At 48.6% G+C, this 15,858-nt stretch carries 16 protein-coding genes; 15 read left to right on the forward strand and 1 reads right to left on the reverse strand.

The window, feature by feature from the left end:
* The first annotated feature begins 39 nt into the window (after positions 1-39).
* Positions 40-1,005 carry a ribonuclease Z gene (gene rnz / locus B1728_RS05020; RefSeq protein WP_079909095.1) on the forward strand — a complete coding sequence of 322 codons (966 nt, stop codon included), beginning with the start codon at positions 40-42 and terminating at the stop codon, positions 1,003-1,005.
* A gap of 175 nt (positions 1,006-1,180) precedes the next feature.
* Here the strand turns inward: rnz and tlp are convergent, their stop codons facing one another.
* Entirely contained in the window at positions 1,181-1,408 is a 228-nt protein-coding gene (gene tlp, locus B1728_RS05025) for a small acid-soluble spore protein Tlp (protein ID WP_079909096.1), read from the reverse strand.
* A 118-nt stretch (positions 1,409-1,526) separates the two neighbouring features.
* Between tlp and B1728_RS05030 the strand changes: the two genes are divergently transcribed.
* From B1728_RS05030 to B1728_RS05095, 14 genes are all read left to right on the forward strand, one after another.
* A complete protein-coding gene (locus tag B1728_RS05030) occupies positions 1,527-1,883 on the forward strand; it encodes a CidA/LrgA family protein (RefSeq protein ID WP_079909097.1) in 357 nt (118 codons plus the stop codon).
* The gene (locus B1728_RS05035; RefSeq protein ID WP_079909098.1) at positions 1,870-2,562 is read left to right on the forward strand and encodes an LrgB family protein; all 693 of its coding nucleotides are present in this window, start codon (positions 1,870-1,872) and stop codon (positions 2,560-2,562) included. The genes B1728_RS05030 and B1728_RS05035 overlap by 14 nt, the downstream gene beginning before the upstream one ends.
* Positions 2,563-2,716: 154 nt before the next feature.
* Positions 2,717-3,505 carry a GNAT family N-acetyltransferase gene (locus B1728_RS05040; protein WP_079909099.1) on the forward strand — a complete coding sequence of 263 codons (789 nt, stop codon included), beginning with the start codon at positions 2,717-2,719 and terminating at the stop codon, positions 3,503-3,505.
* A 45-nt stretch (positions 3,506-3,550) separates the two neighbouring features.
* Complete coding sequence (locus B1728_RS05045) at positions 3,551-4,525, forward strand: LpxL/LpxP family acyltransferase (protein ID WP_079909100.1); 975 nt, start codon at positions 3,551-3,553, stop codon at positions 4,523-4,525.
* A gap of 99 nt (positions 4,526-4,624) precedes the next feature.
* Positions 4,625-5,593 carry a metal-dependent hydrolase gene (locus B1728_RS05050; protein ID WP_079909101.1) on the forward strand — a complete coding sequence of 323 codons (969 nt, stop codon included), beginning with the start codon at positions 4,625-4,627 and terminating at the stop codon, positions 5,591-5,593.
* 193 nt (positions 5,594-5,786) lie between these two features.
* On the forward strand, positions 5,787-6,023 hold the full coding sequence (locus B1728_RS05055; protein ID WP_225947991.1) for a hypothetical protein: 237 nt from the start codon (positions 5,787-5,789) through the stop codon (positions 6,021-6,023).
* Between the two features lie 532 nt (positions 6,024-6,555).
* Positions 6,556-7,878, forward strand: coding sequence for an ABC transporter substrate-binding protein (locus B1728_RS05060; protein WP_179135896.1), 1,323 nt, complete (start codon positions 6,556-6,558; stop codon positions 7,876-7,878).
* Between the two features lie 121 nt (positions 7,879-7,999).
* The gene (locus B1728_RS05065) at positions 8,000-10,246 is read left to right on the forward strand and encodes a DEAD/DEAH box helicase (protein WP_079909597.1); all 2,247 of its coding nucleotides are present in this window, start codon (positions 8,000-8,002) and stop codon (positions 10,244-10,246) included.
* Positions 10,247-10,349: 103 nt separating this feature from the next.
* Entirely contained in the window at positions 10,350-11,792 is a 1,443-nt protein-coding gene (locus tag B1728_RS05070) for a ribonuclease H-like domain-containing protein (protein ID WP_079909103.1), read from the forward strand.
* Between the two features lie 127 nt (positions 11,793-11,919).
* Positions 11,920-12,729 (forward strand): Fpg/Nei family DNA glycosylase, encoded by an 810-nt coding sequence (locus B1728_RS05075; protein ID WP_079909104.1) that lies wholly within the window; start codon positions 11,920-11,922, stop codon positions 12,727-12,729.
* A gap of 10 nt (positions 12,730-12,739) precedes the next feature.
* Positions 12,740-13,579, forward strand: coding sequence for a deoxyribonuclease IV (locus B1728_RS05080; RefSeq protein WP_079909105.1), 840 nt, complete (start codon positions 12,740-12,742; stop codon positions 13,577-13,579).
* 124 nt (positions 13,580-13,703) lie between these two features.
* Positions 13,704-14,030: a cyclic-phosphate processing receiver domain-containing protein gene (locus B1728_RS05085; RefSeq protein WP_256865241.1), complete on the forward strand. Its 327-nt coding sequence runs from the start codon at positions 13,704-13,706 to the stop codon at positions 14,028-14,030.
* Between the two features lie 12 nt (positions 14,031-14,042).
* On the forward strand, positions 14,043-14,813 hold the full coding sequence (locus B1728_RS05090; protein ID WP_179135897.1) for an ABC transporter ATP-binding protein: 771 nt from the start codon (positions 14,043-14,045) through the stop codon (positions 14,811-14,813).
* Positions 14,813-15,847: a 23S rRNA (cytidine(2498)-2'-O)-methyltransferase RlmM gene (locus B1728_RS05095; RefSeq protein WP_079909107.1), complete on the forward strand. Its 1,035-nt coding sequence runs from the start codon at positions 14,813-14,815 to the stop codon at positions 15,845-15,847. The genes B1728_RS05090 and B1728_RS05095 overlap by 1 nt, the downstream gene beginning before the upstream one ends.
* The last annotated feature ends 11 nt before the right edge of the window (positions 15,848-15,858 follow it).

Raw genomic sequence — 15,858 nt, forward strand, 5'->3', positions numbered from 1 at the left:
TTTCCCTATAATCCAACATAATGAAACGGAGCAGCTTACGTGGAAATTTATTTTTTGGGCACAGGGGCCGGAATGCCTTCCAAAGAAAGAAATGTGACTTCCATCATCCTGAATTTGCTTGCGGAACGCAATGCTTATTGGATGTTTGATTGCGGTGAAGGTACACAGCATCAGGTGCTTCATTCCCCGGTCCGGATCGGAAAGGTAGAGAAGCTGTTTATCACTCATTTGCACGGAGACCATTTATACGGATTGCCGGGGTTATTGACGAGCCGATCATACCAAGGGGGAGATTCGGGCACCCCATTCACTATTTACGGTCCGAAGGGAACGGAAGCATTTGTACGAACCGCCCTGGACGTCAGCCAAGCGCATTTGGGCTATGAGCTGGAGATTAAGGAATTCACCGTATCTGAGGAGACCGTGCTGTTTGAAGACGAGCAGTTCATCGTCAGTGCTGGGCCCCTCGTACATAGAATTGACAGCTATGGCTACCGTATCGTTGAGAAATTACAGAAAGGCCGGCTGCTGGTTGAGAAATTAAAGGAGCTGGGCCTTACGTCCGGTCCATTGTTTGGGCAAATCAAGAAAGGCATGGATGTCGTGCTTGAAGACGGTAAGCAGTTGAAGGCAGCGGATTTCATCGGCCCTTCTTATCCCGGACGGGTCGTAACTATTCTGGGAGATACGCAGCCCTGCGAGTACTCTTTGAGGCTGGCAAGAGGAGCGGATGTCCTGGTGCATGAGGCAACCTTTGCGGAGCAGAAGAAGGACCTGGCCGTTGCTTATGATCATTCCACTGCCATGGACGCGGCAAGAACGGCCAAAGAAGCAGGGGCGGGCATGCTCATATTAACCCACATCAGCTCACGGTATCAAAAGGATGAGGCTGAGGTCCTTACAGAGGAAGCGCGCCAGATCCATCCCAATACGCATTTGGCGAGAGACCACGCATCCTATGAAGTGTTGCGCAAAAACAAAAGAGAACCCGAGAATTTGCCGTAAAAAATGGAAGTGCCCCATCGAGGATGGGGCCACAGGTTTTTGAAAAAATCTATTCTGCGTGAACTATGCTTGATATGGAGGTGGCGTATATTGGCGGTAGTTCAAGCCCTATAGGTTTTTTCAACAGAATGGCCCCATCGAAGATGGGGCTATTTGTGAATCCGGCATGTTGATGTTATTGCGACTCTCGATGAGCGGTTTCGTCTCTCATTTCTTCGCGGAATGCGTCGAGACTTTGTTCTCTGCGCTCATTTTTAGCTTGCAGGGTTTCTTTCTCTTGAGGACTGATTTCCTCGGCATGTTCCGCTAAATATTCTTCGGTTTGCTCCATATTTTCAATAGTGTTGTTGATGCTTTTTTGCAAATGTGCCGCATTGTCAGCACGATTATCCGGTTTTGCCATGAGTACATTCAGCTCCCTTATCATATTCATATGGGTATACGGGATTGCATACCAAAAATACGATTCCACGTTAGGGCAAAAATTATTCATCATGCTTCGGATACGAAAGGAGACAGCTATGCTAGGGATTACCATTCTGGTCGGATTTTATTTCCTGGGGTATGTTTTGCATGGGGCCGCGCATATTCCTCTGCCAGCTAATGTGATTGGACTTATTCTATTCACACTGTGCCTGTTTCTTAAGGTCGTTAAATTGGAGTGGGTAGAGGATGCCGGTCAATTTTTAATCAAGCATATGCTGCTGTTCTTCGTTCCTTTTGTGGTGGGGACGATGGTCTTTTTTCAATACATAGGGATTTATGCGGTTCAACTGTTGGTCAGTTTATTCGCGAGCACAGCGGGAGTACTTCTCGTAACGGGATGGACCGTTAAATGGATGAACCGTAAGGGGGAGAAGCAGCATGAGTCTCGATGAATTTGCCTGGCAGCCTTTGTTCGGGATAGCGCTGTCTTTGATCTGTTATACCGTTTCGTTATGCTTGAACCGCAGGTATGCATGGCTTCATCCTCTATTTTTGAGCTCGGGCTTGATTATTGCTTTTTTATTGGTAACGCAAATTCCTTATGAAGCCTATCAGAAGGGGGGCGACATGCTGGTCTTTTTCCTGGGTCCGGCGACAGTAGCACTCGGCATCCCGCTGTACAAAAATGCGCTGCGCATCCGCGAGCATCTTCGGGCGATTATGGGAGGCATCACCGCAGGAGCGATCAGTGCACTTGTTCTGGCAGCCGGTTTCGTTTGGAGCCTTGGCGGCTCAAAGGAGCTTATGGTAACCATGATGCCCAAATCGGTAACCTCCCCGATTGCATTGGAAATATCAAGGCAAGCCGGGGGAATCCCGGAGCTTACGGCGGTTCTGACTGTCTTGACCGGATTAATAGGAAGTATGTTCGGTCCATACCTGTTAAGGAAATGCGGGGTCCGTGATGATATTTCTCTAGGAACCGCTATGGGCACGGCTGCTCACGGGATTGGTACGGCGAGGATTATAAGAGACTCGGAGCTTCAGGGCAGCATCAGCGGTTTTGCTATGGGGATTGCCGCTATTATTACGTCCATCCTTTTTATTCCGCTATATTCCTGGCTTCGTTAAAGGTAAACAGAGTGCTTTCCAGCGCTCTGTTTTTTTGCTTGGAGAAAGGCGTCATCCTTACAAAACATTAACAACACGCAAACGCCCGTTTAATAATCGTTTGTTACGCTTACTACGTAGTCCATTCCACTTTCCTGAGAAAGGCGTGTTGTCCATGGTACAAACGGCTGCTCAAATCAGCCCTCAGTCTTCAAACTTGTCCGTCAAACTGGCTACCCATTCTGATGAATTGGAGCAGGCTTTGCGTTTAAGGTATCAAGTTTTTGTTGAAGAGGAAAAGAACATGCGGTTGTTGAACGACACCGGCTTGGAACAGGATGAATACGACACGTATTGCGATCATTTGATTGTTAAAGATATGGATTTGGATCAGGTTGTCGGAACGTACCGGCTGCTTCCGGGAGAACGCGCACTGACCGCCAATGGCTTTTACTCGGAAACAGAATTCGATTTGTCCTTATTTCAGGAGCATAAGGCCCGCTCATTGGAGCTTGGGCGCAGCTGCATTGATCCGGCTTACCGCGGCGGCAAAGCGATCCAAATGCTGTGGGAGGGCATAGCACGATATATTGCAGACCGTGATATTCAGTATTTAATCGGGTGTGCCAGCGTTCACCTGCATTCCTTGGAGGAGCTTAACTTGATCTACAGCATGCTAAGAAATAAACAAGTGATCACAGACCGATTCGGCATCCGGCCCTTGCCAACACACCGGATTCAGGGCCTGGAATGCTCGGAATATGAACTGACCGACAAGGAATTGTTTCGCAGGCTGCCGCCTTTGATGAAGGGATATCAGTGGCTGGGTGCGGAAATCGGCGGGGATCCGGCGTATGATGAGCTGTTTGACACAGTCGATTTTTTCATAGTGCTGGAAAAAGACCGCGTGACTCGCAAGTACCGGAAGCATTTCTCGCTGGACGGAAATACATCGGGGGAGTAAGCGCCTACAACACCTTCATTCAGGGAACGATTTGGAGGGAGATCATTGTACGAGTGGATCGGAATCATAACGAAACATCGCCGATTGTGGGCAAAAGTAGCTTGGGGATGCTCTTTGTTCCCGAACACTATACTGCTGCTTTTGTGCAAATGTCTTGGAGACGTATGGTATGCGCTATCCCGTAAGGGTCTTGCAGTCCGGGTGCAAAGCAATATGCAAGATTTGCTGAACGAACGTTCCGGAAAGAGATTGCGGGGGTACTGCAGGTCTTATTTTCATAATCTTGTCATCACGATGTTTGAGCTTTGGATAGAGTCGTACCGATTGGAAAAAATGGCGGGTCAACGATTTCAGGCGGAAGGGGAAGAGCATCTGGAAGAAGCCTTATTATTAGGCCGTGGAGCTATTGTGTATACGCCTCATGTAGGCAACTTCTTTTATTACTATTGGTATCTATGCCAAAAGTACCCTTGTCTTACTATCGTCACGAGCGGCAGCGAGGAGCTTCAGCCGATGTACCATCGTTTCCGCGATATGGGGTGTGCCGGACTCGATTATGACGCTACCCCGCCGTTAGAGCTGATTCGCAAGCTTCGCCATCATTTGGCTGCTAGTGGGGTCGTGTTCCTATTGGGCGATTTTTACCGGCCGACCTTCCCGCTATCGCGCTTTTTTGGCAAAAGCACAAGAACCCCCGAAGGGGCCGCGTCGCTCGGGATCGATTATCAGGTGCCTATCATTCCGTTTCATGGTAGACGAATCCGCCGATTTGTTCATAAGCTGACCTTTGAACAGCCGGTCCATCTGTATGCCAGTTATCAGCGGACGCAAAGAGCGGAGGCGACGAAGGTACTGAATCGCTATATGGAACGGGTCATCCGCGAGGCTCCGGAGCATTGGTTTTACTGGTTCAACGCCGAGGAACGGTGGGAAGAGGGAAGTCGTCATGCAGCGGAGCACAACACCCTATCTATGGATACTTCTGATGAGAAGAATAGCCACACATCCTATTCTGCTTGAGGCCGGCAAGTACCTTGAGCCAAGAGCCATCATGCTTCGCCGATAGGCAATAATCAAAGAAAGAAGGTTGAGCTTCAGGCATTCCTGTAGGAGGTGCGCATGGACACAGCGAGTCATCTATTGTTCGGGGCAACGTTAGGAGGGCTGGCGCTCCTGGATCCTGTCGTTGTACAACATCCTGTTCTTGCTCATGCTATTATGACGGTCACGCTAATAGGGTCGCATGCCCCGGATTTCGATTCGATTGCAAGGCTTAAAAGCTATACGGCCTACATTCGAACGCATCGCGGCATTACGCATTCCCTGTCCGCTCTTTTTATTTGGCCTCTGCTTTTGTCTGTACCTATAGCAAGCTATTTTCATGTCTGGACTTATGTTCCTTTACTATTTAGTTGGGCGATGGCAGCCGTAGTATTTCACGTTCTTTTAGATTGGTTCAATGTATATGGGGTCCAGTGCTTCCGGCCGTTGTCGAATAAATGGAAACATTTGGATGTCCTATCCTTGTTTGAGCCCTTTCTCTTTGTGATCCATAGTGCGGGGGTGATCATGTGGTCCGTCACTGGAACGACAGGCGAAACGGGATGGCTATTTCTCGGGATATATATCATCACTTTCATGTATATCTTGATGCGGGCTTATCAGCATGGCAGGGCCGTCCGGCAAGCCGAACAGATTCTGGGGGAAAGAGGGGCTTGTCAGGTTCTTCCTACCTGGAGATGGAGCCGGTGGCAAATCGTTACGGAAACGGAGAAGCATTTTTTCACGGGAGTATTGGAGCGGGGGGTTCTTGACATTCATGACATTTATGAGAAAAGACCCTCGGACACTATCGTGCAAGCAACACTTGCGGCTGACGGGGTTCAAGCGTTTCTATATTTTGCTCAAAGGGTTCTTGTCCGCTGCAAAGAGGAAAACGACGGCTATCTCGTCGAATGGCGGGATGTCCGGTTCTGGTACAATCACAAGCTTCCGTTCGGAGTCGACGTGCAGCTGGACCGCAACCTTAATGTGGTGAACCACACCCTGGGCTGGAGGAAAAGGGTATGGGATCCGCCATACGTGTGAGAAGGCCTGAGAAGGCCTTTTTTCGCGGCTAAGCATGTTGGTAATTGATAGTGTGAGATCTGCATTTCCCGGGTCATGATAGAGAGGCGGCTCGCGGCAAAATGGTATAGAGCTTGAAGAGCATTGATTCGAATTCTTCTGCTAAAAATGGAATGAAGATCCTCTTATTGGGGAACAATAGAGGAAGTGAAAAATGATAGTCGAGAGGGTGGACGCTATGGATTTTACAAGTCACGATATAGCTATTATCGAACAAGCGTTGCAACGGGCGATCAGCTCGGAACCAAAAGGCTCGAAGGTCAATCACTACCGGGAAGTGTTAAGCAAGCTGCAAAACAAGGCGGAAGCCGCCATGAGCATGCCAGGCAAGCAAACGATGGAGCATGACGGTTTGAGGTATGACTACGACGATTCGTCGGATCTACTCTAAAACTTTTCCCGGGAAAGCGCAGGAAACGACATAATATTCAGAAAATTTAAACTTTACTTACACCATACTTCGACTGCTTTCCGGGAGTTACGGCTTCAAATAACATCAAATTAGTACGGTATAACGATGATCTGTCGAAATCATGAACCCTGACGGTACTTACTGTGAGGGTTATTTTATTGGAACACAGAACCAGGATTCAGTCCTTGAAGCATTTGCGGGAAAAAGAATCGTCCAAGAAATCAACGGGAGAAAAGCCTTGACAATTAATTAGCGAGGAACTATAGTTATTAAAAAATAAGTTGAATAAGTACGGCGAAGGATTGAGTCTTGGAGAAAACCTTATCCGTAAACATGCCCATCATGGTTGGTGGCGTTGTTTACTATGATAAGGTTTTTTTATCTTTTGCTACTGCCGGTAGGACTGGAAAGCGACTATCGAACCGCGAGTTTAGCAACTGGTATCATCTTTGTTGTAAGGCTTTGATAAATAATGTAAGCGTAAACATCTATGCTCAAGGGGGAGAATTGTATGATCAAACCGCTGAAAAAAGTCACTTTGTTAAGTCTTATCGCTATGATGGCATTAACCGGCTGTACATCGGATAGCAAGCCTGCGGCAGAATCGAAGCCGGAGGAAGCTGAATTTAAAGTGTCGACAGAGCCCGTTACACTAAAGTTCTATGTGAATGTAACCCGGTTATCGCCGCCTGAGTACAACAAGTTCTTTGTAGAGCCGCTCCAAAAGAAGTATCCGCACATTACGCTGGAGAAGCTGGAAGGGGATCTGGAAAAGCTAATTCTTGCCGGTGAGACACCGGACCTTATTTTGTCCGATAATGACTGGCATATGCCGCTCGTTGCCTTGGATCTGCCGGCAGATTTAACGGATTTGGTCAAAAAATCCAAGCTGGACCTCGGCAAGTTTGTCCCGGAAACGGTTCAGGCTATCCGGAACCTGGACCCCAACGGGAAGGAGCTGCAGGGAATTCCTTTCAGCCGGAATACGGGAGTATTATTTTACAACAAAGATATTTTTGATAAGTTCGGTGTTCCTTATCCGAAGGACGGCATGCTCTGGAGCGATGTGCTGGAGCTGTCCCGCAAGTTAACGAGAAAGGATGAAGGGGTTCAATATATCGGCTTCGACCCGCGTTTTCCCGATCATATGATCAGCCAGTACTCACAGCCGTTTGTTGACCCCAAAACGAATAAGGCGCTGATTGATATCCCTCTGTACCATAAGATTCTTGAAGTGTTCCGCGCGAATTATGAGCTGCCCGGCGTTGTCGACGGGAAATCGTATGCCTATGCAACCGGTACGTTTATCAAAGAGAAAAGGTTGGCCATGATGCCGGAGTGGGCTTCGAAAATCATCAGTGACCTTCTTCAAGCCGAGGAAGACGGTCAGGCTCCGAATTGGGATATGGTGACGAATCCCACCTTCGAGGATCAAGTAGGAAAGGGACGTCATGCGCTGACGGATATGCTCGTTATTACGAAAGGCAGCAAGCATAAGGAGCAAGCGATGCAGGTCATCGACCTGCTTACTTCTTCGGAGATACAGATGCTGGTTAGCAAGTATTCGCGGATAACCGTTCTGAATGACCCGGAAATCATCAAAGCCTTTGGCACGGAGAACCCGTCGCTCAAAACGAAAAATACGGCGGCCATATTTAAATATCCGCCGGCTCTTACGCCGACACCGAATAAATACGACAAAGAAGTTCAAACGTTAATTCGTGATATGCGTCAACCCATTGCTCTTGAGAAAAAGGATATCAACACAGTGCTTAGAGAAACGCAGGAAGCGGCCGACAAAAAAATCGCTGACCTGATGAAGCAGCAAAAATAAGAGCTTATCCGAAACATTGACCCTGACATTTATAAGGCCCCGAACTAGGGGCTTTTTTATTTTGCCTACGGGCGTTATAATAAGGGGAACAGTCGTTCTGATGAGGTGTGATGAAAGTATGATTCGAAAGAAGTCGCTGTCAGACTTAATTCAAGTATTCAAAGCAAGTGAAAATATAGTGAACTGGCATACATTTGAACCGCAAGAAGCAAAGACGAGACCTATTCCCGAAAGCGTAGACCCGAGATTAAAAGCGGCGCTGAGTAAGAGAGGCATTGGCCAATTATATACTCACCAATACACAGCCTATGAAACGATTCGTAGAGGCGAAAATATCGTAGCTGTAACCCCGACCGCTTCGGGAAAAACCTTATGCTACAACCTTCCGGTATTACAGGCAATTGCCGAAGACGATGGCAGCCGTGCCCTGTATTTGTTCCCGACGAAGGCTCTGGCGCAAGATCAGAAAAGCGAATTGAACGAGATTATTGATGAAATGGGAATCGACATAAAAAGCTTTACCTACGACGGCGACACTTCCCCGGCTGTCCGGCAAATTGTGAAGCAAGTCGGTCATATCGTCATTACGAACCCGGACATGCTTCATGCGGCAATTCTTCCGCACCATACCAAATGGGTAAGCTTGTTCAGCAACCTGAAATACATTGTCATAGATGAACTGCATACATACCGGGGCGTCTTCGGCAGCCATGTAGCGAATGTGATTCGAAGGCTCAAACGAATCTGCAAATTTTACGGCAGCAATCCCTTATTTATTTGCACGTCCGCGACCATCGCGAACCCGAAGGAATTAGCAGAGCAGCTGACGGGGAACCCTATGCGGCTTATTGACGATAACGGTGCGCCCAAGGGAAAAAGACACTTTGTATTTTATAACCCGCCTGTCACCAATAAAGCACTTAACCTTCGAAAAAGTGCAACGGTAGAGGTCAACCATTTGGCCAGGGAGTTTTTAGCGAATAAAATACAGACGATTGTTTTCGCCCGAAGCCGGGTACGGGTGGAGATTATATTAAGCCATTTGCAGGAGCTGGTAAAAAACGAGATCAGCGCAAAATCCATAAGAGGATACCGGGGCGGTTATTTGCCGAAGCAGCGGAGGGAAATCGAGAAGGGATTAAGGAACGGGGAAATCCTCGGCGTGGTAAGCACCAACGCGTTAGAGCTGGGTGTAGACATTGGGCAGCTGCAGGTTTGCATTATGACGGGATATCCCGGAAGCGTCGCAAGTACATGGCAGCAAGCAGGCCGTGCCGGAAGACGGCATGGGGAGTCGCTCGTCATCATGGTAGCGAGTAACACGCCAATTGATCAGTACATTGTGCAAAATCCGGAATATTTCTTCGACCGGTCCCCGGAATCTGCGAGGATTAACCCGGAAAATCTCATTATTTTGGTAGATCATCTGAGATGTGCGGCGTATGAACTTCCATTTAAGAAAGGCGAAGAATTCGGGCCTTTAGAAATCGAAGAGCTTTTGGAATATCTGGTTGATGAAAGAGTGCTGCATTATTCGGGAGATACGTTTTACTGGGCGAATCAGTCGTTTCCCGCAAGTGAGGTAAGTCTGCGTTCGGCTGCACAGGAAAACGTCGTAATAGTGGACCAATCTGACACGGCGAACGTAAAAATCATCGGGGAAATGGATCGCTTTAGCGCCATGACTCTTTTGCATGATGAGGCTATTTATTTGCATGAAGGTGTACAGTATCAGGTCGAAAAGCTGGACTGGGAGCATAAAAAGGCTTATGTGAGGGAAGTTGATGTGGAGTATTACACGGATGCAAACCTGGCAGTGCAGCTCAAGGTATTGGAGATCGATAGGACGGAAAGTAGGGGAGCTGCGGCGGTTAACTTCGGGGATGTTGTCGTGAACGCCATGCCGACGATTTTTAAGAAAATCAAATTAACCACGTTCGAAAATATCGGGTATGGCCCCATTAACTTGCCCGAAGAAGAACTGCATACCAGTGCTACTTGGATAGAATTGAACAAAGTGGATGAGAGCATAGGAACGAAAACGCTGGAGCAGCTGCTTTTGGGGATATCGAATGTGTTAAGACATATCGTTCCCATCCATGTCATGTGCGACCGAAGCGACATTCACGTCATTTCACAGATTCGGGCCGCGCATACGCAGCTGCCTACGATTTTCATTTATGACCATTATCCGGGCGGAATCGGATTGGCCGAGGACGTTTATAAGCGGATAGACGAGATCAAAAGTGCCGCAAGAAACTTGATTCGAAAATGCCCTTGTACCGACGGCTGCCCTTCCTGCATCGGTACGGAAGTAGAAGGGATGAACGCAAAACATATGAGCATTCGGCTATTGGAGCAAATATGAAGCATCGAGGGTGTATGATATCTAACGGCCTTGTACATATGGCGGCGGGATTAACAGGAGAAAAGCTGTTGTTGAAACTGCTTGAACAACGGGAGGTGCAGCAATGAGCAGCTTGCGCGAACGTCTTCTAAGGCATAAGAAGCAGGAAGCGGGTACAGTGAAGCAGGCAGCCGTTCCAGATGAGGCAGCGGATTCGACCGCGAGTAGTGAGTGGAATATCGTGGAAGCACGGATGGCTCATAACGAATGGGGATCGTTCGTACTGCGCCGCCGCGTGTATGAGAGCTCCTTCAAGCACGGGTGTTACGCCTTGGGGGATTTGGTCGGGCAATCGGATTCGTTAATGACCATCCTGTTAAAGGGCGATCTCGATGCTCAGGAGAGCAGCCTGCCGTATAACAAGCTGTTGTATCTGGATACGGAGACTACGGGACTTGGAATTGGGGCGGGGAACATTCCCTTCATGATCGGTATCGGATTCTATGAGGGCGATCAATTTGTCGTGGAGCAAATGTTCATTCGGAATCCCGCAGAAGAATTGGCCATGCTTCATCATCTGCAGGAGAAGCTCGTGGCCTACCCTTATCTGGTTTCATACAACGGCAAATCCTTCGATTGGCCGCTTATTAAGAACAGATATATTATGAACAGGATGCCTTCAGAGCCGGATATTGCGGGCCATTTGGATTTTCTCTACCCGTCGCGAAGTCTTTGGAAGCATACGCTTCCGTCCTGCCGGCTAGGGAAGGTAGAGGAGGAGCGGCTGCAAGTAATACGCCATGAGGATGTTCCCGGTTCTCTAGCTCCAGCGTTATATTTTCAGTATTTATCAGAGAACGATGTTTCTATTGTAAAAGGGGTTTTCATTCACAATGAGCTCGATATTTTATCGTTAGCCGGGCTCTCGGTGCATTTCTCCCGGGTTATACAGGGCAAGATCGATTGGACCCTTATGGGGCTTGAGGAACAATACAGGTTAGGTTTGTGGCTTCATAAGCTGGGGCTGGAATGGCGTGCGGAGCAGATCTTCGACCACTTAAGTGAACGGCTGTTCCAAGCGGATACGGAAGAGACGCAGGATGATTATTTGCTGCCGCTCGCCCAGGTGTTTAAGCAGCAGCACCGCTACGAAGCCGCTTGCCGGCTGTGGGCGGCGTATATTGAACGTAAAGGGCATCGCAGCCTGGCATCCCTGGAGCCGTACATTGAGTTATCTATGCACTATGAGCATAGGGAAAAGCACCTGCCGCGGGCTCTTATGTATGCGGAACAAGCGCTGGATAAAGCTTGGCAGCGTGATTCGTTAAGAAGGCCGCAGCGTACAGTCACTAGCCCGCGGCGGGGAAGCAAGGGGCTATCCGCCGAAGAACGCAAGCAGCAGTCCGAAATAGCCGACCTGGAAAAACGAATTGCAAGACTTCGCAGCAAAGCGGTAAGGATGAAAGGTTCGGACGGAACTGGAGCTATATCCAACGCTGCCTCCGCCAAAAGGCGCCGAAAGGCCGCCGTCGGGAATCAGGAATGGACTATGGACAGCTTGATCTAAAAAACAAAGCTGGAAATCGGCAATAAACCTAAGAAAGAGCGGCAGTAAGAGCATAAATCGTCCTCTTAATGGAAATATTTGAAAGCAACTGCACTGACGGTTCCATTAAGAACATGGAGGTTATACGATGCCCGAGCTGCCGGAAATGGAAAATTACAGGCTGCTGTTAAATCAAAGATTAATTGGCAGGATCATTACGGATGTTCAAGTGGAACGAGAGAAATCTATCAATGTTCCCGTTCCCGTATTTCAACGCGCACTGATCGGAGCTTCGATCAGAGAGATCGAGCGCAGAGCGAAGCATTTGCTGTTCCACCTAAGCTCTTCTAATATGCTTGTTCTTCATCTAATGCTTGGAGGGATGATGTTTTACGGTACGGAGGAGGAAAAGCCGGACCGGACCGTGCAAGTAACGTTAAGCTTCGGCGCTATGCATCTGTACTTCATTGGCCTGCGATTAGGGTACTTGCATTACCATTCATTGGAGGAAGCGGACCGGCTTCTCCAGAAGCTCGGACCGGAGCCTCTAAACGCCGAATTTACGAAGGAACGATTCGCTCAGTTGATGCGGAAGCAGAGAGGGACTTTAAAATCCGTACTGGTAGACCAAGGGGTTATAGCGGGTATCGGCAATTGTTATTCGGACGAAATTTGCTTTGAAGCGGGACTTCTCCCCTCCAGACGGAGCCAGCAGCTCTTGGATAACGAGATGGACCGATTATACCACTCCATGAGGGGAGTCCTTGCTGAAGCGACTCGCAACGGCGGTTATATGGAAATGCCGTTGTTTGCGGAGGACCGGTTGACCGGCGGGTATGATAAGCAGTGTAAAGTGTATGACCGGGAAGGAGAGCCTTGTGCTCGATGCGGCAGTCCTTTGGTGCGTCAGGATGTTTCTTCGAAAAAATCGTTTTGCTGCCTGCATTGTCAGCATTAGGGGGTACGGAATGAACATAGGATGCCATATCAGCATAAGAAACGGTTTTTTGGAAGCAGCCAAAACGGCCTTAAAGCTGGAGGCGACAGCTTATCAATATTTTCCGAAAAATCCGCGAAGCCTGACGGTGAAGCAATGGAACGCTAAGGATGCGGAAGCCTGTGCGCGTTTTTGCCGGGAGAACGGGATTTATTCCATTGCGCATTCCCCTTATCCGACGAATCTGGCTGTAGATGATCCGGGTCTGCATACGGCTACGGTGCAGTCGCTGCGCAACGATTTGCAAATAGCCGAAGCGTGCGGATCCGTTGGAGTCGTTGTCCATTTTGGCAAATATAAGGGAACGGACCCGTTACAAGGCTACAAAAATATTATACAATGTCTACATGATGTGCTTTTCGACTGGGAAGGACGAGCCAAGCTGCTAATCGAGAATCAGGCAGGCGACGGATCTTTGATGGGAACGACACTGGAGGAGCTTGTGCAAATTCGCACATTGAGCGCCTTTAAGGAGCATATCGGCTTTTGTTTTGATACGTGCCACGCCTTTGCAAGCGGATTATGGCCTATAGGCCATGAGGGATGGAGTCAGCTGAAGGACCAGGCCGTCCGTTTGGGATATTTTGATCATTTGCTGGCTGTTCATCTAAATGATTCCGTGTATGAAGGCGGGCAGTTCAGGGACAGGCACGCTATGATCGGCAAAGGGTACATTGGAGAGCAGCGGTTTCGTGAGTTTCTGCAAACGATAGACGGGTTTGACCTTCCGGCTATATTGGAAACGCCTGTTCTTCGAGGGCATACCCATGCCGGGGAGATTCGTCTGGTACGCGAGCTGGCCCCAAACTAGCACGGTTTCGCAAGAGGGTGGCTTCCCTTACTACATATTTTTTTGTCAATACATAGTTGTTGTTCCCGTCAAGGGATCTGTGCTTTCCTTTCTAAGGAGATGATCAATTATCATTAATGTATTCATGGATGATCTGAGGGCTTGTCCCGAAGGATTTGTACTGGCTCGTAACTCAGAGGAGTGCAGACTTCTTCTGGATGAGTGTGACATTAACGTGCTTTCGCTGGATTTTGATTTGGGTTGGGATCAGCCGACAGGAATGGATGTGGTTCTGTATATGATCTCGGCGAATCGTTATCCCCAGGAGATCTATCTTCACAGCTCCAGCATCGTGGGCAGAAAACAGATGTACGAGCTGTTATACCAGAACAAGCCGGAAAACGTAAAATTGGCTAGCGGTCCCGTACCGTATGAAATGCTGCTCCACATCGCTAAAACTAGACAAGAATAGGTTGTGATTGTTATGCAAATCATTTCTTTGGAAAACATTCATTTTATCCGTGAAGAGCGGGCGATATTATCTGAAGTCGGTATTCAGATTGAACAAGGACAGCACTGGGTCATTCTTGGGAAAAACGGATCAGGCAAGACGACCATCCTGGAGCTGATCAACGGATATCAGTTCCCGAGCAGCGGGCAGGTTCGCGTGTTGGATCATATTTACGGCCAATGCGACGTTCGTGAGGTGCGCAAGCAAATCGGCTATATCAGCCAATCATTGTACGAAAAGCTGAATCCCGGCGATCCGGTCTGGGAAGTTATCGCTACCGGTGAATACGGGTTTTTGCGTTTTTATGAAGAGATTCCTGCGGAAGTACGCGGGAAAGCGTTGGAAATGCTGGAGGAGGTAGGCTTGAGGCATCTTGCGGATCAGCCCCTGGGCACTCTATCCCAAGGCGAGCGGAAGAAGATAATGCTGGCCCGCGCCTTAATGACCAGTCCTAAGATTCTTATTATGGACGAGCCTTGCTCCGGACTCGACTTGTACGAAAGGGAGCGGCTGCTAGAGACCATTAACCGTCTCGGCAAGCAGCAAATTACAGTAGTATACGTGACGCATCATATCGAAGAAATTATGCCTATGTTTTCTCATGTAGCTTTGATTGATCAAGGGAAAATAATCGCGTCGGGTCCGAAGGAGGAGGTTCTTAACGAGGAGAATCTTCTAAAGACCTTCCAGGTTCCCGTAGCGATGGAATGGTTTCAAGGACGTCCTTGGATTAAGGTGCTATAATGACAGAACAAACCCATTCAAGAAGTATGTTTATAGGAACGTCAAATCATGGCTTCGGCCAGCACGCGCAAGAAGAAATCAGACGATTATTTGAAACGCAAGTCCAGTTTCGTCATATTATACCTGCTGAGGTCTTTACATTTACGATTCAGGAAGACAAAGCGTCCGTCATCGAGAAACTGATCCATCATGAGCCTATGTTTTTGAGACATATGCAGCCGGTTGATGCCGAGCTGGAATGGGACGGCTCGATGGAGGCGCTGCTTCATCCTATAGCTGAATCCCTTAAGCTGGAGGAAGGCTTAAAAACGGCCGTACAAGTGCGAAAAACAGAGCAGGTGAGTTCGGAGGTATCCCTCGGGGATTATAAGCGGGCTATTGACGAGGTTTTGGAGAAGGAACATTCCATTATTCCGGTTGTTAAAGACGCGGATGTGATCGTATCGGTCTTTTTGACTGCGGACAAAGCCTACTTGGGTGTGTCCAAGCCCGAGCATAACCTGAGCGATTGGTCCGGAGGAGCAATTCGCTTCCGCAAGGAAGAAGGTCAAGTGTCCAGAGCCAAGTTCAAGCTGCTGGAGGCAGAAAGAGCATTCGGCCTTGATTTTGAGCAGTACCGGTCAGCGCTGGATATCGGAGCGGCACCCGGAGGATGGACCTCATTGCTGCTGGAACGAGGGATGAAGGTGACGGCTGTCGACCCTGCGAAGCTCGACCCGAGCTTACTGCGCAATCCCAAGCTTACTTTTCTTCAGAAAAATGCAGCCGACGTGACCTTCCAGCCGCAATCGTTTGATCTTCTCGTATGTGACATGAGCTGGAGTCCGCGTCAAATGGCCAAATTGGTCAAGGGGCTGCTGTATGCTCTTCAAACAGGCGGCACGGCTATCATTACAGTTAAGTTGATGCATAAGAAGCCATTCCAAACCGTTCGCGAGCTGGTGGAGGATCTTTCTCCCGAGCTGGCTCTTCAAAAAGGGAAGCAGCTATTCCATAATAGGGAAGAATTGACGGTATTCTTTATTAAAGCTTAGTTTTTCGGAGA

Source organism: Paenibacillus sp. 32352 (assembly GCF_002042965.1).
GTDB lineage: Bacteria > Bacillota > Bacilli > Paenibacillales > NBRC-103111 > Paenibacillus_S > Paenibacillus_S vulneris.